Below are 24,549 nucleotides of genomic sequence, written 5' to 3'. Positions count from 1 at the left end.
TTTTAAGGGCTAGAGAAAGAAAAAATCGAGAAAAAAATAGCAATTTCTTGCTATTAATAATTTTTAGTAAGCTTTTGCGAACACTACATAACGATTTGTTTCGTTTTCACATTCAGGATTAATACATTTAACATTCTTAGTAGGCTTGTTTAAAGACATAGGAACACATCTTGCAGTAGCCCCTGTTTCTTCTTTAATTTTTTGTTCTACATCACCACCACAGCAGAATGGAGCAACAACAAATTTATTATTGCTAATTTCATATTTAAAATCTTCATAATTGTAAACATAAATTCTGTTGTGAATTAATCTTTGTTCAGCTTGTTCATATAAATTATCATGAATATCTGTTAATAATTTACCGATATATTTCTTAAGTTCATCAACTTTAACTTGAACTTTTTCTAGTGTATCTCTACGAACAACTGTAACACAATCTTGTTGTGCATCTTTAGGCCCTATTTCTATTCTTACAGGTACACCTTGGATTTCAGAATTAGAAGCTTTGAATCCTGGGTTTTTATCTGTAGTATCTAATCTAACACGGAATTTTCTTCCTAATGTTTTATATACCTCTTGTGAAATTTGAGATACTTTAGGATCTTTGCTTGCAAATAATTCTAAAATATCAACTTGCACTGGGGCTACAAATGGTGGAATAATAATACCTCTATTATCACCGTGAGTCATAATAATTGCACCAATTAATCTTGTTGTACATCCTCATGAAGTTTGATAAGCAAAGTCAAATTCATTATCTTCGTTTTTGAAAGTTATTTCAAAAGGTTTAGAAAAGTTTTGAGCTAAGTAGTGACTTGTTCCGGCTTGTAATGCTTGACCATCTTTCATCATCGCTTCGATAGTTCATGTTGTACATGCACCAGCAAATTTTTCATGTGGAGTTTTTTTACCAATGATTGTAGGGATAGCTAAATATTTCTTTAAGAATTTAGCATATACCTTGATCATTTCTTTTGTAAATGCTCTGGCTTCTTTAGCATCAGCATGTACTGTGTGTCCTTCTTGTCATAAAAATTCACGAGATCTTAAGAATGGTCTTGTTGTTTTTTCTCATCTAACAACATTTACTCATTGGTTGTATATTATCGGAAGGTCTTTATATGAATTAATAGAATTCTTATATAAGTGAGCGAATAAAACTTCTGAAGTTGGACGTACAAATAACTTTTCATCAAGTTTTTTATTTCCAACCATTGTAACAGTAACAAGCTCAGGGTTAAAACCTTCGATGTGTTCCTTTTCTTTATTGAATAATGATTCTGGAATTAAAAGAGGTAAATTAACATTTTGCACTCCTTTTTCCTTGAATGCTTCATTTAATCCAGCTTGAATTAATTCTCAAATACCGTAGGCATTTGGGAGTAAAATCATGGTACCCTTAGCAGGACCATACATCATTAATTTTCCGTTTTGGACAACATCTGTATATCATTGTGAGAAATCTTGTTCTAATGGAGTAATTTTTTCTAATTTTCTATCTATTTTCATAATCAGGTATATTATAAAACAAAACACTTATTTTTATATTAAAAAGCGCATAAAAAAAACACCTTTTTTCAAGGTGATATGGCTGCCCCAGTTAGATTCGAACTAACGCATCGCGGAACCAAAACCCGCTGCCTTACCGCTTGGCTATGGGGCAATCAAATGGTGGGGGGAGAGGGATTCGAACCCCCGAATCCTAAGAAAGTGGGTTACAGCCACCCGCATTTGGCCGCTTTGCTATCCCCCCATTTGAATTGCTATATTATTATATAGCAACTTTTTAAAAAATATAGAAATTTTTTGCAAATTTTAGTAAAAAATTATTTTGTTCCAAAAATACGATCACCAGCATCACCTAGTCCTGGCCTAATGTATCCATTTTCGTCTAAATATTCATCTTTTGCTGCTAAAAAGATATCAATATTAGGGTGATTTTTTTGTATTTTTTCAATTCCTTTATCAACTCCAACTAAGCACACTAATGTTATATCACTATACCCTAAAGACTCGAGCTTGCTTAAAGCATCTGAAGCTGATGTACCTGTAGCAAGCATAGGATCTACTACTATAAGTTTACTATCCTTACTTACATTAGGTATTTTAAAAAAATATTCAGTGACTTGTAATGTATCTTCATTGCGGTACATTCCTATATGCCCTACACGTGCTTGTGGAACTAGATTAATTATTCCATCAACCATTCCCAGTCCCGCTCTTAAAATAGGGATTATGACGATTTCTTTATCGTATGTAGTTCCTTGATATATTGTATCAAGTGGAGTAATACATTCGTGCACTTTAGGTTGGTAGTTTCGCATTATTTCATAAACCATTAATGAAGCAATTTCATTAAGATTATTTCTAAATTCATTGTGAGAGGTATTTTTATCTCTCATTTTTGTTAGTTTGATATTAATCAATGGGTGATTAATGATTGTAACCATATAAACCTCGCTAATTTCTTTTTATTATACTTTATATTGCTTTCTAGAATAATAAAAAACCAAGCTTTCGCTTGGCTTGAAATGATTATTATAATTCGTGAATTGTTCCACCAACTTTAGCAAATGCTTCTTTAGCTGAAGCTGAAGCTTTGTGAACATAAATTGTTAATTTTTTGTTTAATTCACCATTACCTAAAAGTTTAACAGGCATTTGTCTTTTGATTAATTTTGAGTCAAATAAGTTTTCTAAAGTAATTGTATCACCATCGTTGAATTTTGCTTCTAAATCAGATAAGTTAATAACTTGGTATTCAATGTGGTTAACGTTTGTAAATCCACGTTTACCAATTCTACGGAATCAAGGAGTTTGTCCCCCTTCGAATCCTAGTCTGTGACCTTTACGTTTGTTTTGCCCTGATTGTCCTTTACCTGCTTGTTTTCCTTTTCCAGCAGCGTGTCCTCTACCTTTACGGTGTTTGTCAGGTCTTGAACCTTCAGTAAATTTTAAATTATTTAATTTAATAGCCATGTTTTATTGAAAATCCTTTACTTGTTTATCTCTGATTTCAGCAATTTCTTCAACTGTTCTTAAGTTTTGTAATGCTTTTACTGTTGCTTTAACTACGTTAGATTTTGAACGTGATCCGTATGTTTTTGTAACGATGTCTGTGTAACCTGCAAGTTCAACTACAGCACGAACTGTACCTGAAGCAATAAGTCCTTTTCCTTTAGGAGCTGGTTTTAAAAGTACACGTGAAGCTAAGAATTTAGCATTAATTTCGTGTGGTACTGTTCCGTTTACAACTGGAACTGATACAAGGTTGTTTTGTGCGTCTTTGATAGCTTTTCTAATTGCATCTGGAACTTCGTTAGCCTTACCGTGTCCAAATCCAACTAAACCTTTTTTGTTTCCTACAACAACGAATGCTGAGAAACTAAATCTTCTTCCACCTTTAACAACTTTTGTAACACGAGCGATGTCTACAACTTTTTCGCTGAATTCTGATTCAAATCTTTGTGTACGTGGTTTTCTGTTTCCAGCGTTACGACGTGGACGTTGTTCTGAAGAAGCTTCTTGAGCTTTTTTAGGAGCTCTTGTAGCTTTTTTAGCTACAACTTCTTGTGTTCCTGCAACTGCTGTTGCTTTAACTTCTTTATTGTTTTCCATAATTAGAATTTAACTCCTTGTTCTCTAACTGCGTCTGCAAAAGCTTTTACTCTACCGTGGTATAAGTATCCACCACGATCAAATACAACTTCTTTAATTCCTAATTTAACCATTTCTTGACCCATTTTAGCACCTAATTCTGCTGCTGAAGCAATGTTACCTGCATAAACACCTTTTTGAAGTGTTGTAGCTGATAATAATGTAACACCTTTAGTGTCATCAATTACTTGAGCGTAGAAGTTTTGGTGTGATTTAAACACATTTAGACGTGGTCTTGAAGCTGTACCACTAATGTGTTGACGTAAACGAACATGTTTAACTTTTCTAGCTGCGTTTCTTGATTTTGCTTTCATAACTTTAACCTAACAACATCTAAATTATTTAGAAGCTGTTTTCCCTTCTTTACGTCTAATTTTTTCGCCTTTATATGAAATACCTTTACCTGAGTAAACATTAGGTTTTCTGATAGCTCTAATTACAGCTGCAAATTGTCCAACGATTTCTTTATCGTTTCCGAATACAGAGATTTCTGTTGGTTTAGCAACTGTAACTTTTAATTCAGCTGGTATTTTTTTAGATACTGGGTGTGAATATCCAGCATTAACAACGATTTCATTTCCTCTAAGTTCAGCTTTGTACCCAACCCCTTTAATTTCAAGATCGATTTGGAATCCATCTGTAACACCTTTAATCATGTTTGAAATTAATGAGTTTGTTGTACCGTGTAATTGTTTGGTGTGTTTTTCTTCGTTTGCACGAACTGTTGTAACTTGGTTGTTTTCTACGTTAACTGTGATTAATGGACTAAATTCTCTAACAAGAGTTCCGTGTTTACCAGAAACAGTAACTTTGTTTCCTTCAACAGTAATAGTTGTTCCTGCAGGAACGTTAATAACACGATTTCCAACACGTGACATACTATTTACCTATTATCAAATGTAAGCGATAACTTCACCACCTACATTTTCCTTTCTAGCTTCTTTTCCTGTCATAAGTCCTTTTGATGTAGAAATAATAACTGTACCAAATCCTGAAATAACACTTGGAATTTCTTCTGCTTTAACATAAACTCTAAGACCTGGTTTTGAAACTCTCTTAAAGTCAACGATAGCTGATTTATTTTTCTTGTATTTTAATGTAACAACAATGTTTTTGTCTACGCCTTCACCTTCGATAGCGTATGATGCAATGTACCCTTCATCTAAAATAAGCTTAACGATAGCTTCTTTTTGTTTTGAATAAGGAATTGTAACTGTTTTATGTTTTCTAATGTTAGCGTTCTTAACACGAACAACTAAATCTGCAATTGGATCTGTAATAAACATAATTATCAACTCGCTTTCTTCATACCTGGAATTTTACCTTCGTGTGCAAGGTTTCTAAAACAGATACGACATACTTTATATTTTCTTAATACTGAGTGTGGACGTCCACATAATTCACAACGTGTGTAAGCACGTGTAGAGAATTTAGGTTGACGTTTTGCTTTCTCGATTAATGCTTTTCTAGCCATTATTTAGCTCCTTTTTTGTCAAATGGTACACCGATTGATTCAAGTAATGTTCTTGCTTCTGCATCAGTTTTTGCGCTTGTTACAATAATAACGTCTAGTCCCTTGATTCTACGAATTTTGTCGAATTCGATTTCTGGGAAGATAATTTCTTCTTTAATTCCAAGGTTGTAGTTTCCTCTTCCGTCAAATGCTTTAGGATTTGCACCACGGAAATCACGAATACGAGGCATAGCCACGTTAATTAATTTGTCTAAGAAATCTCACATTCTGTCTCTACGAAGTGTAACCTTTCCACCCATAGGCATTCCTTCACGTAATTTTCATGAAGCGTTTGATTTTTTAGCTGTTGTTTGATATGGTTTTTGAGAAGAAATTAATGTTAATTCATTTAAAACTTCTTCGATTGCTTTTGAATTATTGATTTCTTTTCCAGCAGTCATGTTTAAAACAACTTTTTCAATTCTAGGAACTTCCATTGATGATTTGTAATTGTATTTTTCTTTTAAAGCAGGAACTGCTTTTTCTAAATAAACGTTTTTAAGCATATTAGATTTCCTTTCCTGTCTTTCTTGCTACTCTTACTTTGTTTCCTTTAGCATCAACTTTGTATCCTAATTTTGATGATTGAGCTGGTTTGTCTTTTGTTGCTTTTTTCACTAATAATTGCACGTTTGAAACATGAATTGGAGCTTCTTTTTCTGTAATTGAACCATCTTGGTTTTGTTGTGAAGGTTTGTTGTGTTTTTTGATAAAGTTTAATCCTTTAACAATAACTCTGTTTTCGTTGTGTAATACTTTTTCGATTGTTCCTGTTTGACCTTTTTCTTTACCGGCAATAACGATTACTTCGTCATTTTTTCTAAGTTTAATTTTGTTCATAATAATTTTCCTTAAATCCTATAATACTTCTGGTGCAAGTGAAACAATTTTAGGGAATTTTTCACGTAATTCACGAGCAACTGGTCCGAATACACGTGTTCCACGTGGTGTTAAATCTTCCTTAAGTAATACTACAGCGTTGTCATCGAAACGAATGTATGAACCGTTATCACGGTGTACTCCGTATGATGTTCTAACAACAACTGCTTTAACAACTTGACCTTCTTTTACCATTCCATTAGGAATAGCTTTTTTAACTGAACATACAATAATATCACCAATATTTGCTACTTTCTTTCTTGACCCACCTAAGATACGGATAACTCCGATTTCTTTAGCACCTGAGTTATCAGCAACGTTTGCTCTTGATAATTCGTGTAACATTAGTTTTGTCCTTCTGTAGCAGCTTGTTTAACTTCAACTAGTCTGAAGTGTTTTGTTTTAGAAAGTGGTCTTGTTTCCATAATTAAAACAATGTCTCCTAGTTTAGCAACTTGATTTTCATCATGTACTGCAAATCTCTTTGTAGATTTGAAACGTTTTGAATATAATGGGTGTGTTTTGTATGTATCAACTGCAACAATAATTGTTTTAGCTGATTTACCAGCAGAAACAACTGTACCAACAAGTGTTTTTCTTGTGTTTCTTTCCATAATTATTTAGCTCCTTTTTTTTCGTTTAAAGCTGTAAGAGCTTTAGCAATATCTTTTCTAATAACTGCAATTTTGTGAGTTTCTTTTAAATCACCTGTAACATTTCTGTATCTTAAAGTAAATAATTCTGCTTTAAGTTCAGCTACAAGAGTTTGTAATTCTTCAACTGATTTTTCTTTTAATTCGTTGTAAAGCATTATTTATCTCCTTCTTCTTTTTTAACGATTCTTCATTTAACAGGTAATTTGTGACCAGCTAGACGTAAAGCATCACGTGCTACATCTTCTGGAACTCCACCAACTTCAAACATCATTGTGTCTACTTTAACTGCTGTATATCATAATTCTGGTGTACCTTTACCTGAACCCATACGTACTCCGATAGGTTTAGATGTTTTTGCAAAGTGTGGGAATATACGGATAATAACTTGTCCTTCACGACCCATTCTACGTGTAGCAGCAATACGAGCTGATTCGATTTGACGAGCTGTAACTCATGCTGATGTTGTAGCTTGTAATCCGAATTCTCCGAATGCTACTGTGTTTCCTTTTGTAGCTCTACGTTTGTCGTGTTTTACAAGGAATGGTTTTCTGTATTTAGTTCTTTTTGGTTGAAGCATTATTTATTTTCTCCTTCCAAAATTTCACCTAATGATACTCACACTTTAACACCGATAGCACCGTATGTTGTTCTAGCTGTTGCTGTAGCATAGTCAACATTTTGTCTTAATGTATGTAATTTCATTTCTCCTTCAGAATATCCTTCTGTACGAGCCATATCAACACCGTTAAGACGTCCACTAACTGATGTCTTGATTCCTTTTGCTCCAGCACGCATTGCATTTCTAATAGCAATTTTTTGTGCTGAACGGAAACTTTCACGGTTTTCTAATTTTGTAGCAATCATTTCTGCAAGTAATTTTGCATTTAAATCAGGGTTTTTTAATTCAACAACTTGAATGTTTACATTTAAGTTCTTGTTTTTTAAGTATTTTTGTAATGATACTGTTAATTCTTGAACATTTTTACCTTCTGTTCCAAGAACTGCTGCTGGTTTTGCTGTGTGGATTAATACTGTAACTTTATTATCTTTGTTACGTTTAACTTCAACTTTTCCAATTTGGTATTGACGTACTAATTTATCGAAAAATTTGTAGATTTTAGCATCTTCAACTAAATATGATCCAAAGTTATCTTTGTCTGCGAATCATGTTGAGTTATGTGCTTTAGTAACACCGTAACGGAAACCATTTGGATTAACTTTTTGTCCCATATTAATTTCTCTCCTCTAATACTACTGATAAATTTGATGTACGTTTTAAGATTGAGTAAGCACGTCCTTGACTTCTTGGTTGGAATCTCTTAAGAGTAGGACCTTCATTTACATAAACTTCTTTTACATATAATTTAGTTGCATCCATACCATGGTTGTGTGTAGCGTTTGCAACTGCTGATTCTAATAACTTGATGAAAATAGGAGCTGATTTTTTATTAACGTTATGTAGAAGTCCTAATGCTTCAGTAACATCTTTTCCTCTGAAAAGGTTTGCTACTAATTTAGCTTTAGAAACACTAACTCTTTGTAGTTTAACGTGTGCTTTTGCTTGTTGTGCCATTATTTCTTCTTACCTTTATCTGCACCGTGACCTGAGAATGTTCTTGTAGGTGCGAATTCTCCTAATTTGTGTCCAACCATATCATCTGTTACATAAACTTCTAAGAATTGTTTACCGTTGTGAACAGCAAATGTTAATCCTACGAAGCTTGGGAAGATTGTTGAACGTCTTGATCAAGTTTTAATTGGTTTTTTAGGTGCATTTCCTTCAACGATAGCATCTACTTTTTTAAGTAAGTGTTCGTCAGCGAATGGACCTTTTTTAAGACTACGTGCCATTATTTAGAATCCTTTCTTCTTCTTAAAATAAGTTTATTTGAAGATTTCTTAGTTTTTCTTGTTTTAACTCCAAGAGCTTTTTTACCTCAAGGTGTAAGTGGAGCTTTACGTCCAACTGGTTGCTTACCTTCCCCTCCACCATGTGGGTGGTCTACAGGGTTCATAACTGATCCACGTACTGTTGGTCTAATACCTTTGTGTCTGTTGATTCCAGCTTTACCAACATTAACAAGTAAGTGTTCTTCGTTTCCTACAACACCAACTGTTGCACGACAACGTGCTAAAATACGACGTGTTTCACCTGATTTTAATCTTAACACTACGTATTTACCATCTTCGTCTTTACCTAAGATTTGTGCAGAAGTTCCAGCTGAACGAGCTATAACCCCTCCACCTCCAGGTTGCATTTCGATGTTGTGTACGAATGTACCTTCAGGAATGTTTGCAAGTGGTAATGTGTTACCTACCATAATATCAACGTTTGTTCCTGAAAGAACGATTTGTCCTAATTTAATACCCTTAGGAGCAAGGATGTATCTTTTTTCACCATCTGCGTATGCTAATAAACAAATGTTTGCTGATCTGTTTGGATCGTATTCGATTGTTTTAACAATAGCAGGGATGTTATCTTTGTTACGTTTAAAGTCTACAATTCTGTAGAATCTTTTAACACGCCCTCCGTGATGTCTAACAGTAATCTTACCTTGGTTGTTACGTCCAGCGTTGTTTTTTAAATTCACTAAAAGTGATTTTTCTGGTGCGTGACCTGATAAGTTTGTTCTGTAATCAAGAGAAGACATGTTTCTACGACCATTTGTCGTTGGCTTATAGTGTTTAATCGCCATTGTGTCTTTTCTCCTTATTGCTTAAAAATAGTTGGGGGTCTGTCTTTTAAGCAAGCTTTTTTACCCCATTTATAAATAAATTAAATTGTCTATAAAGTTCATCGGAGTATTATTATTCTCCACCAACTTTACGTTTTGTAGTAGTTTTCTTAGCAACTGTTTTTGTTGCTTTTGTAGCTGTTGATTTTTTAGCAGCAAGTTTTGCAGCAGCTTTCTTTTCAACATCTGCACTTTTAGCAGCTTTTTCAGCTTTAGCAGCTTCTTTAACTTTAGCTTCTTCAGCAACTAATGTTGCTTCTTCTTCATCAGCTGGTAAGTAGTTCATATCTGATCCAGCTTTTAAAGTAACCATAGCTTTTTTGTAACGGTTTGTAAATCCGTGGAAACGTCCAACGTTTTTAGGTTGTTTTTCAACTTTAATTGTTCTAACTGATTCAACTTTTACATTGAAAATTGTTTCGATAGCTTCAGCGATTTGGTGTTTGTTAGCTTTGTAATCTACTTTGAAGGTGTAAACACCGTTAGCTCTTTGAATATCAGATTTTTCTGTAAGAACTGGTGCAATGATAACTCTTGTTAATTCCATTATTTAACTTTCCCTTCTAATAGTTTTAAGCTTTCGTTTGAAATAACCATAACATCTGCTGCGATTAATTTTTCAACTGTTAATGAGTTAGCTTTTGATAAAACAACATTTTGAATGTTTCTAGCTGATTTGTAAACTGTTTCACTTTCTGTAACTACTAATACATTTTTTAAGTTGCTTAAGTTTAATTCAGCTAATTTAGCAGCCATAGCTTTTGTTGATACTGCTTCTAAAGCAAAATCTTCAACTAATACTGCATTGTCTTGAGCTAATAATGTTAATGCTGATACGAATGCAGCAAGTTTAACTTTCTTATTAACTTTTAATGAGTAGTTTCTGTTTGCTGTAGGACCGAATGCTCTACCACCACCTACGAATACTGGTGTACGTAATGAGCTTGTTCTAGCACGTCCTGTTCCTTTTTGTCTTCAAGGTTTTTTACCTGAACCAGAAACTTCAGCACGGTTCTTAACTTTGTGTGTTCCTTGTCTTCTTGAAGCTCTTTCTGAAAGAATTGAATCGAAAATTGCTTGTTCGTAAATTTTTTCGCTAGCGAATAATTTAGCAGGTAATTCAGCTTTTAAAGCAGGTTTAGTAACGTTCTTTTCTTTAACAACTGTTACTTTTGCTGATTTAGGAGCTGTAGCTTTTTTAGCTGTTGTAGCTTTTGTTGATTTTTTAACTGTTTCAGCCATAACTATTTATCTCCTTTTTCTTCAGCTTCTTGAATTAATGCTGATAATTCAGCTGAGTTCATTCCTACTGTAACTTCAATGTTGAATTTCTTAGCTTTTTCGATTAATTCGTTCATTAACATAACTTCTTCAATGTCAACAAGTTTGATTCCTTCACGGTTAGGAAGCCCTTTAACTGCTTCTTTAACTACTACGAAAGATTTTTTAGGTCCAGGAATTGACCCTTTGATTAAAATTAAATTGTTTTTAACATCAACTTTAACAATTTCTAGGTTTTGAACTGTAGTTTTTACATTTCCAAGGTGCCCTGGCATTGTCATACCTTTGTAAACTCTGTTACCTGAGATATCCCCAAGTGATCCAGTTTGTCTAACAGGTTGAGAACCTCCACCTCCACCGTGAGATTTAGGTCCAATGTGTTGATTGTGTCTTTTAATTGTTCCGGCGAATCCTTTCCCTTTAGATGTTCCTGTAACATCTACTAATTCACCTGATGTGAATATGTCAGCTTTAATTTCACTTCCAAGTTCATAACCTGACATATCACGAACTTCTTTAACGAAGCGCTTAGGTGTTGTATCAGCTTTTTTAAAGTGACCTAATTCAGGTTTGTTAACACGACTTGCTTTTTTATCAAATACAGCAAGTTGAGTAGCAACGTAACCATTTTTGTCAGCTGTTAAAACTTTTGACACAACATTTGGTTGTACTTCTATTACAGTAACTGGAACACTTTTACCAGATTCTGTAAAAATTTGAGTCATACCAACTTTACGTCCTAAGATTCCTTTCATTTGTTCTCCTTAAATTTGGGTATTAAATTTATTTTACTTTTACTTGAATATCCACACCAGCTGGTAATTCAAGTCTGTTTAGTTTATCTTGTAATTCAGCAGAAGGATTGGTAATTACAACTAATCTTTGGTGTGTTCTGCTTTCGAATTGTTCACGAGATTTTTTGTTAACGTGAACAGATCTTAAGATAGTAACTTCATCTCTTTTTGTAGGTAAAGGAATTGGTCCACTAACTGTTGCATTAGCGCTTTTAGCTACTGTGTAAATTTTCTTAGCAGCTTGATCAACTAATGTGTGGTCAAAACCTTTAACTTTGATATTAAGTTTACTCATGTGTTGTCTCCTTTTGTTCTTTTGAACAATAGCTCCTTTTAAAAAACCTAACTTGTCCTCGACAACATAATCTTGGCAAGCTAGCAACCTTTAAAAATCATCACTATAGTTGCTTTTGTATTATATTGAAAAAATAAAAAAACAGAAAGGTTTTTTCTGCTTATTTTTTCTAACAACTGCTCTCGGTGTATCAAGCTTGATTTTATGAGATTTTTTTGCTAATTCAATTGCTTAAAATTTGCATCGGCATGTACTCATAACCACGTTCTAAAATCTCATCTCCTTGGATTAATAACATAGTTGGAACTTTTAAAATTTTTCATTTATTATCGTGTTCTCTAAATAGTTTTGCTTCTTCTGCATCTACATTTATAAAAGTTATTTTATCGTTATTTTCATATTCGTTAGCTACAGATTCCACTATTGGTTTCATCATTTTGCAATCGCCACATCATGTTGTTGTGAAGTTCAAAAAGATTAAGTGGTCGCTTGGATTTGACTGGATAAGTGCTTGCGCATCTTTTCATAACATTTGTTTAAACATATTTCTCCTTTATAAACAAAAACACATTATCAGAAGACTTTAATGTGTTTTTTAAGCATTAAATTGTAGTTAAAGTTAAAGCCACCATTGGGTCTTTATCTTTAAGTTTAAATATCTTTTTACGTATTGTTTTTCTTAGTTTTTCATTAACTTCACGCATAGAAGTAAATGTCTTAGTTTTGAATACATCAACAATTAAATCAGTGATTAAAGCATTAGTTTCTTCGATTTCACTTTGGTCAATAACTCCGATATAACTAATGTGTAATTGACCTACAATTTTCTTGGTTTTAGGTGAATATAATCCATTAATAACGATTACACCTTCTCTTCCTAAAGCTTCCCTTTCAGCAATTACTTCTGATGAGATATCACCTACTCCAAAACCATCAATAATAGTGTTTCCTACTTCTTTGATTTTTCCATTGTGGCTAAATAGCTTATCGCCTTGGAAGTGAGCTATTTTCCCGTTTAAAAGGATTATAGGGCTTACTTCTTGTTTTTTATTTAGTTCTTCAACAATATATTCACTTGCTCCTACTAGATAACGATAAAGCCCTTGTGTAGGGATGAAATAACTTGGTTTAAGGTTTTTAACTAAGTTTAATAAATCCTCTTTTGTAGGACGCACATAGAAATAATCATTATCTAGAATTTCAGAAATATTAGGTGTGATTTTAGCTACTAAATCCATCATTTCAGCATATTTAGATTCTAGTCCATTTACAGGTGGAGCCATTAAAATCATTGTGTCATCATTATTTAATTTTAAATAAACATCTTTTTCAGATGCAATTCTTTCAAAACGATTATATAAACGTTCAGTAGCTGCTGTAACTAGTACTACAGCATTATTATATTTACTAATTGATTTGTAATCGATAATTTCAGGTAGTTTAACATTATCTGTGAATTTAGAAATTAAGTAAAGTAAATCTGCATAAGTTTTTCCATAAGGCACAATAGGACGATTGTATTTGATCGCTAGATCAATAACTTGTTGAATTGAGACCATTTCTTCACCGTAAGCACCTACAATAATTCTTTTATCTTTAGGTGTTTTTTCAAATGCAGTATTTAATTTAGGATTAAATTTATATTTATCAATAGCACGTCCTGAAACATTACTTCTTCCAGCATCTGTTACTAGTCCAATAATTGGTTTATGACTAAAATAGTTAGCTAAAGCTCTAAAATTGGTTTTACCATAAATTCCTAGATCACCTTCTACATAGTTAAACATAAATAAGTAATCCCCATCAGGAGTTGAGAAGTTAAATCCGGTATTTCCAGGCATAGAACCAGTTAAATTAAAAGGTATTACATCAACTGAACCTATTTTAGTTTTTCCTCTTAAAGTTTGAATTTTGAAGCTTTTTTGATCAATTCCATATTTAGAAATTCTTTCAAGTACCATAACTTTATTAAATGCTGATGTATAGATTTGTAAATTAGGAATTTTCATTAATAGTCAAGGTAATGCAGAAAATGTTTCGTTCTTAATATCAGTGATAAAAATACCTTTAATCTTATCTTTATGTTTGACTAAATAAGTAAAATCAGGAATTAAAGTATCAACTCCGTTATTTGCGTCGATTGGAACTTTTACACCTGCGTTTATGATGTAAATATCTTCATTATGTTCGAAAACATAACAGTTTTTACCATTTTCATCTTGCCCACCTAAGGCAAAAATATTAACATTATTCATTGTTTTCTCCTGTTGTATTATTTTTGTGATTGTATGAAAAATTAATTGTTTATTAATTAGCTTAATTATAACATTAAATAAAAAAATATCCGCTATTTAGCGAATATTTAAAATAGTTATTATTTAACAACGTGTTCTGTAATAACATCGTTTTCAACAACTAAGAATTGATCACCTTTTTGAATTCCGTATGGTTCAAGAGCTGTAACAGCATTTTCGTGATCTTTCTTAATTAATGGGAATAAAGCTTCTGAGTCAACAGATGTTCATACACTTGAATATGAACCGAAAGCATTTACTAATAATGGGTTGTTTACTACACCAATAATTGTTGAGTTTGGTCTAAATTTAGCAACTTCTTTTAATAATGTTCCTGTTCTTGATAATGTAACAACAAATTTGTATTTTCCATCTTTTGTTTTTTCAGCAATTTTGTAAGCAATTTGTGAACGTTTGTTTGATTGATCTGAGTTTGCTCAAACTTTTTCTAATTGAACGTCGTAGTAGTTTCTTGCGTAGAATTCTTTTTCTGCTCTTCTTGAGATAGCAGCCATTGTTTTAACAGCTTCAAGAGGGAATAATCCGTTTGCAGATTCTCCTGAAAGCATTGTAGAGTCAGCACCTAATTCAACTGCGTAGTAAACGTCTGTAACTTCAGCACGTGTTGGGTGTGGTGAGTTTTCCATTGAGTCTAACATTTGTGTAGCAACAATAACTGGTTTACCTGCTTCACGACATTTTCTGATCATCATTTTTTCGTAGTATGGAACATCGTAGTAAGGGATTTCAAGACCTAAGTCTCCACGAGCAACCATAATACCATCTGATGCTTCGATAATTTCATCGATGTTTACACATCCTAAGTGAGATTCAATTTTTGAGAAAATTTGAATGTGGCTTCCACCATTTTCATCAAGTAATTTTCTTAATTCTTTTACATTACGAGCTGAGTTAACGAATGAAGCTGCTACATAGTTAATTCCATTTTCAATTCCGAATTTAACATCGTTGATGTCTTTTTCAGCTAGGAATGGTAATGAGAAGTCAACACCAGGTAAGTTAACACGTTTGTTTGTCTTTAATTTGTGTGTGTTTTCAGCTTTAACTTTAACGTATCCTTTACCTACTTCTGTAACAACTGTTGAAAGTTTACCATCATCGATTAAAACTTGGTTTCCAACTACTAAATCTTGTGCCATATCGTAAGCAACTGTAATTTCTGTAGCTGTACCTTCTAATGTTTGGTATTTATCACTTGTTGTGTGAATTAAGATTTCTGAACCTGATTGTACTACTTGAGCACCATCTTTCATTTTTCCAATACGGATTTCTGGTCCTTTTGTGTCTAACATTAATGAAACAGGGATTCTAAGTTCTTGAGAAACTCTTTTTCCTAATTTAAATTTGTTTAATTGTTCTTCATGTGAACCGTGGCTAAAGTTAGCTCTAATTGTAGTAACACCATTTTCCACAAGTGAAAGTAACATATCATAGTTATCACTTGATGGACCGATAGTAGCTACTAATTTAGTTCTTTTATCAGTAATTTTCATAATACTCCTATAAGATTTTATATATGTATTTTACCACTAATAACAAGTTTTTAAAAAATTTATTTCTTGCCTAAAATTAGGGGCTAAAGTTTATAAAATATTGATTTTTATTCTTTTAAACCTTGTATTAAGGTATAAGAAAATGCCTAAAAATAGGCATAATTTTAAGCTTGAGTACTTTCGACTGCTTTAAATAAATCATTAAAAGTTTCACTGCCTTGTGAATCATTTTCAGGGTATTGTTCTTCGACTTTATCAAGTTGATCTTTTGTAGCTGCTAAAACTTTGTAGCCATATGTATAGTGAATTGTAACTGAATCATTTTCTCCGAAAGTAAGATTAAGTTGATTAAATGATAATGCCGTAACAGGTGATAAATCAAAATTAAAGTATTTTTCAAATCAAGTTTGTTTTGCATTAGCTTCAGTATTTTTTAGCATTGCTTCATAGCTTTCTTTGAATTTAGCTACATTTTCAAAATCTTTTTTGATATCTGCACTTTTTGCAGTAACAATAATTGTGTTACTTGTTGCATAAGGATTATATTCAGCTATTTTAGAAAATCCTCCTAGTGAATATACTTTAACGATATTGTCACCCAATTTTGGATCTTGAGCTTTCATTTCATCAGTAACTGGATAAGTAACTTGTAAGTATAAAACACCTTCAACGTCATTTGCATATGACTTAAATGTAATTAATTCACATTGTTTCTCATTAAAAATTGCTTTTAAAGGTTTAGCTCCATTATATAAATAAAAGTTTTTTGCAAATTTCTTATTTTCTACATCTTCACGTGTAATAAGTTGTTTTAGAATTAATTCTTTGCTTCAGGCAGCTGAATTTCATTCACTCTTAATATTTAAAGGACTAGTTGCATATTTAGATGCTAGAGTTTTTTCTTGTTCTAATGAAGCAGTTTTATTTAAAGTATATTTATCTAATGTTTCTGCAATAGTTAAAGTTCTTTTTTGTTGGCTAATTGCGATAGAAGTTCCGATAATACCTCCTAAAGCAAATCCTCCAATAATTCCATATGCTATGAATAATTTGCTACTTTTCTTCATAATTTTCTCCTGATAAAGTGTCGTTGATATCATTAATTAGATCATTGATACCTGTTTTAGTTTCACTTGAAACAATAAAATATTGAAATGGTCCATAAAGTTGTCTTGATGCTTGAATATCTTTTAAAAGTTGATGTTTTTCTTTTTGTTTAAGTTTATCAGCTTTTGTATAAACAATCTTAAAGTTTACACCTACACGATTTAAAAATTCTATTGGTTCAATATCAGTTTTAGTAATCCCGTGTCTAGCATCAATTAATAAATATAGACATTTGAGATTGCTACGATTAATTATATACTCATCGATCATTTTATTCATTTCAACTAGTTGAGTATTTGACACTCTTGCGTAACCATATCCTGGTAAATCAACAAAAACTGCTCCAAATTCATTTTGAAAGAAGTTTAGTAATTGAGTTCTACCTGGTGTTTTAGAAACTTTGGCTAGCTTTTTATTTGAAACGATAGTATTTATTAATGAGCTTTTTCCTACATTCGATCTACCTCAAAAGGCGATTTCGTTGTAAGGGTGCTCATATCAATTTTCTTTTTTAGTTGCTGATTTAACGAATTTAAACATTGAATTTTTCCTTATGTCTGAGTAATCTTGATTGATATTGAACTTTATTACAGTCAGGTAGTATCAAAACTGTTTCAAGCTCATGATTTAGACTTTTATTTCCACAAGCAAGTTCTAATTCATAGTTATAGTCTAAATCATTTCTTGCACTACGAATTAGTCATTTAACACCTAATTCTTGTGCTAAATGAGCAGTTAATTTATTTTTATTAGCAATTACATAAACTTGTGGGTTATCTTGATAAAGCTTGCTTATATAAGTATAATTTTGATCAATACGATCTAAATTATCTTTATCAGGATTTCATGTAATTACTATATATATTTTATCGAACAATTGTGTAGCTTTATCCACAATTGAGCTATGTCCTTGATGAAAAGGATCAAACGATCCTGCATACAAGGCTATTTTATTATTCACCATAAATTTTTAAAGCATTACGTGCAATAACAAGTTCTTCATTTGTACGGATTACATAAACTTTAACTTCACTATCAGGTGAAGAAATAAGCGCATAATCATCAAATGAGCTTGTGTTTGCTTCGTTATCTAGTTTAATGTTTTTGAAAAATAGTTTATCTACAACCATTTGTCTTATTAATGCAACATTTTCACCAATTCCTGCTGTGAACACAATAGCATCTGGATTTCCACCAATTTTGTTAGCATATAAAGCTGTATAGTCAGCGATTTTTTGTGCATATAATTCTAAAGCAAAGGCTGCATCTTCATTTCCGTTTCTAGCTGCTGATGTAATATCACGCATATCACTTGAAACTGTAGAAACACCATATAATCCACTTTGTTTGTTTAAGACATTAGTAAATTCTGCAATGCTCATTCCTGTTTGTTTACATACAAATTCATGAATAGAAGGATCAATATCTCCACTTCTTGTTCCCATCATAATTCCTGCAAGTGGTGTTAATCCCATTGAGGTATCAAATGATTTAGAATCTTTAATAGCACATAAACTTCCACCATTTCCTAAGTGAAGGTTAACAAATGTTACAGTTTCTTTTCCTAAAATATCAGCTAATTTTTCAGCGATATATTGGTGTGAGATACCATGCGCACCGTAACGTTTAATTTTATATTCTTCTGTTAAATGTTTAGGAATAGCATATGTAGAGTTTACTTTATTAATTGTTGTGTGGTAGGCTGTATCAAAGTCAGCTGATAATTTTGCATGAGGGAAAACTTCTCTAAAACCTAAGATAGCTTGTACAGCACCTGGATTATGTAAAGGTGCATACATTGAACATTCATCGATTAATGCAATTTCTTTATCAGTTACTTTTGTTGTACGATCAAAGTAAGTTCCACCTTGCACGATTCTAAAACCAATATTTGAGATTTCATTAGGGTTTGAAATTAAATTAATTTTTTGCATTAATTTGTATAGTTCATTAACTGCTTCTTTATGTGTAGGCATAGCAACAGTTTTTTCATATTTTTCACCATTATATTTTAAAACTATGTTTCCTTCTGGAAGAGTAATTCTTTCAGCAATACCGCTAGCTAAAAGTTCTAATGATTCTTTATCAAATAAGCTTAATTTGATTGAACTACTTCCAGCATTAATAACTAAAACTTTTTGGTTCATTCTTTCTCCTTTTAAATGTTGATATTTCAACTTTTATCTTTATGTTTTCTTTAATTCTCTAGTAATTAATTAATAGCTAAATTATACCAATTATTGTGTAATTTAGCATAGCTAAATGCTTGCTATAAAAAAGTACTTATCTTATTATCCGATAAGTACTAATGCGTGTAATTAAAGTTTGTAAAATTAAACTAATTCAATAATTGCCATACGTGTTGAATCACCTTGACGACGAGGTAATTTAATAATTCTTGTGTATCCACCATTTCTTTCAGCATATTTTGGTGCAATATCTTCAAATAAGTATTTTAATACTTCTTTTCCATCTTTTGTTTGGATTGGACGTAAATAAGCAGCAACTGCACGTCTGTTAGCTAATGTTGGGTTTTTAGCCTTTTGAATCATTCTTTCAGCGTGTCTTCTTACTTCTTTTGCTCTTGTTAAAGTTGTAACGATTCTTCCGTTAACATATAATTCGCTCACTAATGAACGCATTACACCATTTCTTCATTTTGTATCACGTGAATAAATTTGAGTTGGGTTTGCCATATTACTCATCTCCTTCTTTTAATTCGTAACCATATTCTTTTAATTTGTCTATGATTTCTTGAATAGATTTTTTACCTAAGTTTTTAGTTTGTTCTAATTGGTTGAAAGTAAGTTCTTTAATTTGAGATAGTTTAGTTCTCTTAATTCTCTTAAGAGCATTTGCTGAACGAACTGAAAGTCCCATTTGAGCAATATCTAAATCATCTTCTTCTTTTTCTTCAACTTTTGGTTGTTCTTCTTCAAAAATGTCAAGTTTCATGTCTTCAACTGCACCTATAACTTGGAATAATCCAATTAAGATTTCAGCAGCTGATTTAATAGCATCTTTTGCCTTTACAGTTCCATCTGTGTGGATTGTAAAGTCTAATTTTTCTTCTAATTTAGGAGATGATGAGTTTAATTCAGAAACTGAATATGCAACTTTTGTAATAGGAGAGAAGTTTGAATCGATAGCAATAAAGTTAACTTTCTTGATATCTGTTAAAGCAGCTAATTCTGCTTCTCTCTTAGATACATAAGCTTTGTTTTCATCAAATGACATATATCCACGTCCTGGACGTAAATATAATTCTAAATGAAGAGCTGATTCGCTTGAAACAGTTGCTAGATAAACATTGTTATCTAATACTTGAACACTTGGATTGTTTACAACTTTTAATGATCTTGCTGTAACAGGTCCAACTGCATCTGAAGTTAATACAACTTTAATAATATCGTTATCTTGAACTTGACTTGCATCATATGTGAATCTAACTTTTCTTAGGTTCATAAATAAACTTGGTACATCTTCAACTACATCTTTAATAGTTTGGAATTCATGTGTAACACCTTCAATTCTTACACAGAAAGGTGCTAATGCTGTAACACTTGATAGAAGTGTGCGTCTAAGTGCAACTCCTAATGTGTTAGCATATCCTCTTTCTAAACCTTGTAAAGAAAATGTAGTTTCATATTCACTAGTTTCTCTAATTTGTGGTTTTTCTAAATAATTTGGTTTTTTAAATTTTTCCATTTTTTGTACCTTCCTTTAGTTACGAATTATTTCTTCATACGTTCACGTTTTAAAATACGTTTTGGAGGTCTTGTTCCGTTGTGTGGAACTGGTGTAACGTCCTTGATTTCTGTAACTGTAATTCCGCTAACTTCGATTTGTTTTCTTGCAGCATCTTTACCAGCTCCAAGTCCTTTTAATTCAACTTTAACTGTTTTAATTCCGTGTTCTTTAGCAGCTTCAGCAGCAGCTTGTGCAGCTAATCCAGCTGCATATGGAGTTTTCTTCTTTGTACCTTTGTATCCAATTGCTCCAGCTGATGATCAAGCAATAACATTACCATTTTCATCTGCAAATGTAACAATTGTATTTTGGTTTGTTGAGTGGATGTGTGCAACACCACTTGTAATGTTCTTTTTCTTTGTTTTACGTGCCATGATTATTTACCTTTCTTTCCAGCAACTGTTTTTCTAGGCCCTTTACGTGTACGAGCATTTTTCTTTGTGCTTTGTCCACGAACAGGTAATCCTTTACGGTGTCTCATTCCACGGTAACATTTAATTTCCATTAAACGTTTGATGTTTAAACTTACTTCTCTACGTAAGTCACCTTCAGTTGTATATTCTTTAGCAATTTCACGGATTCTTGATAATTCTTCTTCTGATAAATCTTTTACACGAGCATCTTCGTTGATGTTTGCTTTAGCACAGATTTCTTTTGCTAATGAGTTTCCAATTCCATAAATGTATGTTAATGAGATAACAACACGTTTATTGTTAGGAATTTCAACGTTTAAAATTCTAGCCATTTAATTTCCCTTTCTTATCCTTGTCTTTGTTTGTGTTTTGGTTGTTCACAAATTACACGGATAATTCCTTTACGTTTGATAATTTTACAGTCTTTACACATTTTTTTAACACTTGCTCTAACTTTCATTAGTTCTCCTTTTATTTGTGTCTGTATGTAATACGCCCTTGTGTTAAATCATAAGGACTTACTTCTACATCTACCGCATCTCCAGGTAATATTCTAATGTGATTTACTCTCATTTTACCTGAGATGTGTGCTTTAATTACTACGCCATTTTCTAATTCAACTGAATAATCATCTGTTGAATAAGCTTCTTTAACAACGCCTGTTAGTTTAATTGCATCTTTAGCCAATTAAATTCCTTTCGTAAGAATGATACCTTTACCATTCTTAATTAACACTGTGTGCTCATAATGTGAATTTTTACTTCCATCGGCACTGACTACAGTTCATCCATCTTTTAGTACCTTTATTTTAGGATATTGTGTAATCATTGGTTCGATACATATTACCATGCCATCTTTTAATAATGGGCCTGTACCTTTTTTACCATCATTAGGAACATATGGATCTTCGTGTAATGCACGACCAATCCCATGTCCGCAAAATTCTGATGGTGTGTAGTAACCATTCTTTTTAATAAACTGACCAATAGCATAAGAGATATCACCAACTCTAGCACCTTTTTTGATAGCGTTAAAGCCAGCATAAAATGCATCTCTTGCTACATCGATTAATTTTTGATCAGATACTGAAATTGTTCCAACACCTTTTGTGAATGCACTATCACTATTGTATCCTTCTCAAATGCAACCTAAGTCAACACTGAGTAAGTCTCCATCTTTTAAAACATAGTCACTAGGTATTCCATGAATCAATTGTTCGTTTACAGATATACATGCTGTAGCAGGGAAGCCATATAACCCTTTGAAAGCAGGTTTAGCTCCTCTTTTTATTATTTCTTTAAAAGCCAATTGATCAATATCTTTTAAAGAAACACCTGGTCTTACAAAGTCTCAAATAACTTGTTTAACTTCTGCCAAGATTTTGCAGGATTTAGAAATTTTTTCAATTTCTGCCGGATTTTTAATAGTTATCATAATAAAAATCCTTTCTACTTCTTCTAAAGTTTTTATATTTTATCATTTTTTTGAATTAACTTAAGAACTTTATCCGCCACTAAATCAGGGGTTTGTGATGCATCTATAACATTTAATTCGTTTAAATTTGCATAATAGTCTAATAATGGTTTTGTTTGTTCTTCATATAAATCAAGTCTGTGAGCTATTCTTTCTTCTGTATCATCTTGTCTTTGAACTAGAGCACCACCACATAAATCACATGTAGCGTTATCTTTAGAAGGCTTAAATTTTACATGGTAACTTTCTGAACATTTTGAACATGTTCTTCTTCCACTTAAACGTTCTAAGATAATTGATTTATCGACTTGTAGTTCTACAACAATAAAGTTAAATTCTTTTAAAGATTTTAAGAATTCAGCTTGAGCTATTGTTCTTGGAAAACCATCAAGAATAAAATATTTATTTTCATTTTTTAATTTTTCTAAAGCATTCTTAACGATTGCATTTGTAATTTCATCAGGAACATAACCACCTGTTGTAACAATATTTTTTACTTTTAATCCTAATTCAGTTTTTTCTTCTATTTCTTTTCTAAATATGTTTCCTGTTGAAACATGAATTAAATTACTCTTACTTGCGATTAAAGATGCGACAGTACCTTTTCCAGCTCCAGGTTGTCCCATAAAAATAATGTTAGTTTTTAAATTGTTTATCATAAAAGTCCTTCGACATTATTAGCTTCATAATCTTCAATGTTCTTCATTGATTCTCTTTTAGCTTTAGCTAATCTATATGTCTTTCTACGTGCTTGTAATTGGCTTACAGTTTCAAGTGATACACTTACTAAAATCATAAGTCCTGTACCACCAAATGAAATTACACTAGGTAAAATTCCTGCCATAATTTCAACGAATTGCATACCACCTAAAATTAATAAGTAAATTGATGAAAACACACTTAATCTAAATACTATAGCAATTAAATAGTCTTGTGTTTCTTCTCCAGGTCTAACCCCAGGAATAAATGTGGAATTTTTAGCAAAGTCTTCAGCAATTTTATCAACTTTAGATTGTTGGATTCCCATTACTAATGAGAAAGCAAATATAACTACTAATAGTAATGTAAATCCAATAGGTTGAGTGAATTGTAAATTTTGATTAATTCATTGTTTTGATGTACTTGTATCAGGGAGTAAATTAGTAATCATTGTAGGAAATGAAAGCACCATCATTGCGAAAATAATAGGCATAATTCCACCCGGATTTAGTTTAATAGGTAAGTTACCCATTTCTTTTTTACTCTTTGATCTTCCTGCACCGATTTGTTGTATAGGGATGTGTCTTTCTGCCGTATAAACTATTGCGATTATCATAATAATAATCAAGTAAACAAGAATGTAAGTTGTAAAGTTTACAATTCCCACTAATGAACTTGATAATTTTGATACGTCAGGTCCGATGTAGTGAAGAAATGCTTGTTGAAATTGGAACGGAATTCTAGCTGCAATACCAGTAAAAATAATTAAACTTGTTCCATTCCCTACACCTTTATTTGTGATTTGTTCGGAAATAAAAAGAGCAAATAATGATGTTGCTGTTAGAATCACAGGTAAAACAAAGTAAACAAGTGTTCCTTCTGAAATGTTTGTTCCAGCTAAGTTAATTCTAATAAATGCATTATTACCTGTAGTAAGTGTTTTTAGTAAGAAAACAGCTTGTGGATATGCAATTATAAGAGTTAAAAATCTTGTAATAACATTTATTTTTCTCCGACCTTGTGGTCCACTCTGACTGAGCTTGTAGATAGGTGGGAAAATCTTAGATTGTAAAATCATCATTATAAGTGAAGCATTAATAAATGGACTTATCCCTAATGCAAATAATGAGAATTGTTTAAGCCCTCCACCACCTATTAAATTAAGTGTGTTTAAAAATGAGTTTTCCCCCATAGCACTGTCTTTTTGTAGCTGTACAAAAGGTACAGTAATAGTGGTACCCATGATATAGATTATTAATAAAAATGATGTAAAAATAATCTTTTTAGTGAGCTCTTTATTATTTCAAAAATTATTCCACTGATTCTTTATTTTAAATAGTAAAGTACGCAAAATATCCCCTTTTTCATATTACAGCGTAATTATATATTATTTTCAAAAATAAAAAAACGCGAAATCGCGTTTATATTCTTTGAAAACTGAATAGTAATTAAATAATTCATTAAAATGTCTGAATACATTAACTTTTAA

Annotated in this window: 37 protein-coding genes, 2 tRNA genes and 1 pseudogene; all 40 read right to left on the bottom strand. The window is 32.0% G+C overall.

Going from position 1 to position 24,549, the window contains the following annotated elements:
• Positions 1 to 63: 63 nt before the first annotated feature.
• Entirely contained in the window at positions 64 to 1,509 is a 1,446-nt protein-coding gene (gene proS / locus ACX1M8_RS02320) for a proline--tRNA ligase (protein ID WP_458797889.1), read from the bottom strand.
• 79 nt (positions 1,510 to 1,588) lie between these two features.
• Positions 1,589 to 1,663 (bottom strand) — tRNA-Gln (locus ACX1M8_RS02315).
• Between the two features lie 6 nt (positions 1,664 to 1,669).
• Positions 1,670 to 1,753, bottom strand: a tRNA-Tyr gene (locus ACX1M8_RS02310).
• Positions 1,754 to 1,826: 73 nt separating this feature from the next.
• Complete coding sequence (gene upp, locus ACX1M8_RS02305) at positions 1,827 to 2,450, bottom strand: uracil phosphoribosyltransferase (RefSeq protein ID WP_458616570.1); 624 nt, start codon at positions 2,448 to 2,450, stop codon at positions 1,827 to 1,829.
• 88 nt (positions 2,451 to 2,538) lie between these two features.
• Positions 2,539 to 2,979: a 50S ribosomal protein L15 gene (gene rplO, locus ACX1M8_RS02300; RefSeq protein ID WP_458616568.1), complete on the bottom strand. Its 441-nt coding sequence runs from the start codon at positions 2,977 to 2,979 to the stop codon at positions 2,539 to 2,541.
• A 3-nt stretch (positions 2,980 to 2,982) separates the two neighbouring features.
• Positions 2,983 to 3,618: a 30S ribosomal protein S5 gene (rpsE, locus tag ACX1M8_RS02295; RefSeq protein WP_458616566.1), complete on the bottom strand. Its 636-nt coding sequence runs from the start codon at positions 3,616 to 3,618 to the stop codon at positions 2,983 to 2,985.
• A 2-nt stretch (positions 3,619 to 3,620) separates the two neighbouring features.
• On the bottom strand, positions 3,621 to 3,971 hold the full coding sequence (rplR, locus tag ACX1M8_RS02290; protein WP_458616564.1) for a 50S ribosomal protein L18: 351 nt from the start codon (positions 3,969 to 3,971) through the stop codon (positions 3,621 to 3,623).
• A 24-nt stretch (positions 3,972 to 3,995) separates the two neighbouring features.
• Entirely contained in the window at positions 3,996 to 4,535 is a 540-nt protein-coding gene (gene rplF, locus ACX1M8_RS02285; protein ID WP_458798133.1) for a 50S ribosomal protein L6, read from the bottom strand.
• A gap of 12 nt (positions 4,536 to 4,547) precedes the next feature.
• A complete protein-coding gene (gene rpsH, locus ACX1M8_RS02280) occupies positions 4,548 to 4,943 on the bottom strand; it encodes a 30S ribosomal protein S8 (protein ID WP_458616559.1) in 396 nt (131 codons plus the stop codon).
• Positions 4,944 to 4,945: 2 nt separating this feature from the next.
• Positions 4,946 to 5,131 carry a type Z 30S ribosomal protein S14 gene (locus tag ACX1M8_RS02275; protein WP_036452166.1) on the bottom strand — a complete coding sequence of 62 codons (186 nt, stop codon included), beginning with the start codon at positions 5,129 to 5,131 and terminating at the stop codon, positions 4,946 to 4,948.
• Positions 5,131 to 5,676, bottom strand: coding sequence for a 50S ribosomal protein L5 (gene rplE / locus ACX1M8_RS02270; protein WP_458616556.1), 546 nt, complete (start codon positions 5,674 to 5,676; stop codon positions 5,131 to 5,133). The genes ACX1M8_RS02275 and rplE overlap by 1 nt, the downstream gene beginning before the upstream one ends.
• Position 5,677: 1 nt before the next feature.
• The gene (rplX, locus tag ACX1M8_RS02265) at positions 5,678 to 6,010 is read right to left on the bottom strand and encodes a 50S ribosomal protein L24 (RefSeq protein ID WP_458616554.1); all 333 of its coding nucleotides are present in this window, start codon (positions 6,008 to 6,010) and stop codon (positions 5,678 to 5,680) included.
• An 18-nt stretch (positions 6,011 to 6,028) separates the two neighbouring features.
• Entirely contained in the window at positions 6,029 to 6,394 is a 366-nt protein-coding gene (gene rplN, locus ACX1M8_RS02260) for a 50S ribosomal protein L14 (protein WP_458616552.1), read from the bottom strand.
• A complete protein-coding gene (rpsQ, locus tag ACX1M8_RS02255; protein WP_458616550.1) occupies positions 6,394 to 6,663 on the bottom strand; it encodes a 30S ribosomal protein S17 in 270 nt (89 codons plus the stop codon). The genes rplN and rpsQ overlap by 1 nt, the downstream gene beginning before the upstream one ends.
• 2 nt (positions 6,664 to 6,665) lie before the next feature.
• A complete protein-coding gene (gene rpmC, locus ACX1M8_RS02250) occupies positions 6,666 to 6,860 on the bottom strand; it encodes a 50S ribosomal protein L29 (RefSeq protein WP_458616548.1) in 195 nt (64 codons plus the stop codon).
• A complete protein-coding gene (gene rplP / locus ACX1M8_RS02245; RefSeq protein ID WP_458616546.1) occupies positions 6,860 to 7,282 on the bottom strand; it encodes a 50S ribosomal protein L16 in 423 nt (140 codons plus the stop codon). The genes rpmC and rplP overlap by 1 nt, the downstream gene beginning before the upstream one ends.
• Positions 7,282 to 7,935, bottom strand: a complete 654-nt coding sequence (rpsC, locus tag ACX1M8_RS02240; RefSeq protein WP_458616544.1) for a 30S ribosomal protein S3 — start codon at positions 7,933 to 7,935, stop codon at positions 7,282 to 7,284. The genes rplP and rpsC overlap by 1 nt, the downstream gene beginning before the upstream one ends.
• Position 7,936: 1 nt before the next feature.
• On the bottom strand, positions 7,937 to 8,278 hold the full coding sequence (rplV, locus tag ACX1M8_RS02235) for a 50S ribosomal protein L22 (RefSeq protein ID WP_416738617.1): 342 nt from the start codon (positions 8,276 to 8,278) through the stop codon (positions 7,937 to 7,939).
• Entirely contained in the window at positions 8,278 to 8,556 is a 279-nt protein-coding gene (gene rpsS, locus ACX1M8_RS02230; RefSeq protein ID WP_416738616.1) for a 30S ribosomal protein S19, read from the bottom strand. The genes rplV and rpsS overlap by 1 nt, the downstream gene beginning before the upstream one ends.
• Entirely contained in the window at positions 8,556 to 9,401 is an 846-nt protein-coding gene (gene rplB, locus ACX1M8_RS02225; protein ID WP_458616542.1) for a 50S ribosomal protein L2, read from the bottom strand. Before rplB ends, rpsS begins: the two co-directional genes overlap by 1 nt.
• A 112-nt stretch (positions 9,402 to 9,513) precedes the next feature.
• The gene (rplW, locus tag ACX1M8_RS02220) at positions 9,514 to 9,987 is read right to left on the bottom strand and encodes a 50S ribosomal protein L23 (protein ID WP_458616541.1); all 474 of its coding nucleotides are present in this window, start codon (positions 9,985 to 9,987) and stop codon (positions 9,514 to 9,516) included.
• On the bottom strand, positions 9,987 to 10,682 hold the full coding sequence (rplD, locus tag ACX1M8_RS02215) for a 50S ribosomal protein L4 (protein ID WP_458616540.1): 696 nt from the start codon (positions 10,680 to 10,682) through the stop codon (positions 9,987 to 9,989). The genes rplW and rplD overlap by 1 nt, the downstream gene beginning before the upstream one ends.
• A gap of 134 nt (positions 10,683 to 10,816) precedes the next feature.
• Positions 10,817 to 11,476: pseudogene (gene rplC, locus ACX1M8_RS02210) on the bottom strand (50S ribosomal protein L3); the annotation flags it as partial.
• Between the two features lie 28 nt (positions 11,477 to 11,504).
• Complete coding sequence (gene rpsJ / locus ACX1M8_RS02205; RefSeq protein WP_458616539.1) at positions 11,505 to 11,810, bottom strand: 30S ribosomal protein S10; 306 nt, start codon at positions 11,808 to 11,810, stop codon at positions 11,505 to 11,507.
• A gap of 202 nt (positions 11,811 to 12,012) precedes the next feature.
• Positions 12,013 to 12,354: a thioredoxin family protein gene (locus tag ACX1M8_RS02200; RefSeq protein ID WP_458616538.1), complete on the bottom strand. Its 342-nt coding sequence runs from the start codon at positions 12,352 to 12,354 to the stop codon at positions 12,013 to 12,015.
• A gap of 58 nt (positions 12,355 to 12,412) precedes the next feature.
• On the bottom strand, positions 12,413 to 14,065 hold the full coding sequence (locus tag ACX1M8_RS02195; protein WP_458836711.1) for a ribonuclease J: 1,653 nt from the start codon (positions 14,063 to 14,065) through the stop codon (positions 12,413 to 12,415).
• A gap of 119 nt (positions 14,066 to 14,184) precedes the next feature.
• Positions 14,185 to 15,618, bottom strand: a complete 1,434-nt coding sequence (gene pyk / locus ACX1M8_RS02190) for a pyruvate kinase (protein WP_458616536.1) — start codon at positions 15,616 to 15,618, stop codon at positions 14,185 to 14,187.
• Positions 15,619 to 15,782: 164 nt separating this feature from the next.
• On the bottom strand, positions 15,783 to 16,685 hold the full coding sequence (locus ACX1M8_RS02185) for an MAG1430 family protein (RefSeq protein WP_458836710.1): 903 nt from the start codon (positions 16,683 to 16,685) through the stop codon (positions 15,783 to 15,785).
• A complete protein-coding gene (gene yihA / locus ACX1M8_RS02180; RefSeq protein ID WP_458616534.1) occupies positions 16,672 to 17,265 on the bottom strand; it encodes a ribosome biogenesis GTP-binding protein YihA/YsxC in 594 nt (197 codons plus the stop codon). The genes ACX1M8_RS02185 and yihA overlap by 14 nt, the downstream gene beginning before the upstream one ends.
• The gene (coaD, locus tag ACX1M8_RS02175) at positions 17,258 to 17,689 is read right to left on the bottom strand and encodes a pantetheine-phosphate adenylyltransferase (RefSeq protein WP_458836709.1); all 432 of its coding nucleotides are present in this window, start codon (positions 17,687 to 17,689) and stop codon (positions 17,258 to 17,260) included. The genes yihA and coaD overlap by 8 nt, the downstream gene beginning before the upstream one ends.
• Positions 17,679 to 18,872, bottom strand: coding sequence for an acetate/propionate family kinase (locus ACX1M8_RS02170; protein ID WP_458616531.1), 1,194 nt, complete (start codon positions 18,870 to 18,872; stop codon positions 17,679 to 17,681). Before ACX1M8_RS02170 ends, coaD begins: the two co-directional genes overlap by 11 nt.
• Positions 18,873 to 19,058: 186 nt before the next feature.
• Complete coding sequence (rplQ, locus tag ACX1M8_RS02165) at positions 19,059 to 19,421, bottom strand: 50S ribosomal protein L17 (protein WP_416738604.1); 363 nt, start codon at positions 19,419 to 19,421, stop codon at positions 19,059 to 19,061.
• 1 nt (position 19,422) lies between these two features.
• Positions 19,423 to 20,433, bottom strand: coding sequence for a DNA-directed RNA polymerase subunit alpha (locus tag ACX1M8_RS02160; protein ID WP_458616530.1), 1,011 nt, complete (start codon positions 20,431 to 20,433; stop codon positions 19,423 to 19,425).
• A gap of 26 nt (positions 20,434 to 20,459) precedes the next feature.
• Positions 20,460 to 20,849, bottom strand: a complete 390-nt coding sequence (gene rpsK, locus ACX1M8_RS02155) for a 30S ribosomal protein S11 (RefSeq protein WP_257089267.1) — start codon at positions 20,847 to 20,849, stop codon at positions 20,460 to 20,462.
• 2 nt (positions 20,850 to 20,851) lie between these two features.
• Positions 20,852 to 21,220, bottom strand: a complete 369-nt coding sequence (gene rpsM / locus ACX1M8_RS02150) for a 30S ribosomal protein S13 (protein ID WP_458616527.1) — start codon at positions 21,218 to 21,220, stop codon at positions 20,852 to 20,854.
• Positions 21,221 to 21,234: 14 nt separating this feature from the next.
• Positions 21,235 to 21,348, bottom strand: a complete 114-nt coding sequence (gene rpmJ, locus ACX1M8_RS02145) for a 50S ribosomal protein L36 (RefSeq protein ID WP_078746966.1) — start codon at positions 21,346 to 21,348, stop codon at positions 21,235 to 21,237.
• Positions 21,349 to 21,359: 11 nt separating this feature from the next.
• Positions 21,360 to 21,560, bottom strand: coding sequence for a translation initiation factor IF-1 (infA, locus tag ACX1M8_RS02140; RefSeq protein ID WP_369810281.1), 201 nt, complete (start codon positions 21,558 to 21,560; stop codon positions 21,360 to 21,362).
• Between the two features lie 15 nt (positions 21,561 to 21,575).
• Positions 21,576 to 22,322 carry a type I methionyl aminopeptidase gene (gene map / locus ACX1M8_RS02135; RefSeq protein WP_458836708.1) on the bottom strand — a complete coding sequence of 249 codons (747 nt, stop codon included), beginning with the start codon at positions 22,320 to 22,322 and terminating at the stop codon, positions 21,576 to 21,578.
• A 32-nt stretch (positions 22,323 to 22,354) separates the two neighbouring features.
• Entirely contained in the window at positions 22,355 to 23,020 is a 666-nt protein-coding gene (locus ACX1M8_RS02130) for an adenylate kinase family protein (protein WP_458807171.1), read from the bottom strand.
• Positions 23,014 to 24,411, bottom strand: coding sequence for a preprotein translocase subunit SecY (gene secY, locus ACX1M8_RS02125; RefSeq protein ID WP_458616524.1), 1,398 nt, complete (start codon positions 24,409 to 24,411; stop codon positions 23,014 to 23,016). The genes ACX1M8_RS02130 and secY overlap by 7 nt, the downstream gene beginning before the upstream one ends.
• Between the last annotated feature and the right edge of the window lie 138 nt (positions 24,412 to 24,549).

It is taken from the genome of Mycoplasma tracheobuteonis (genome assembly GCF_054456995.1).
The sequence above is the reverse complement of the archived record's forward strand: the minus strand, read 5'-3'. Positions and strand labels throughout refer to the sequence as shown.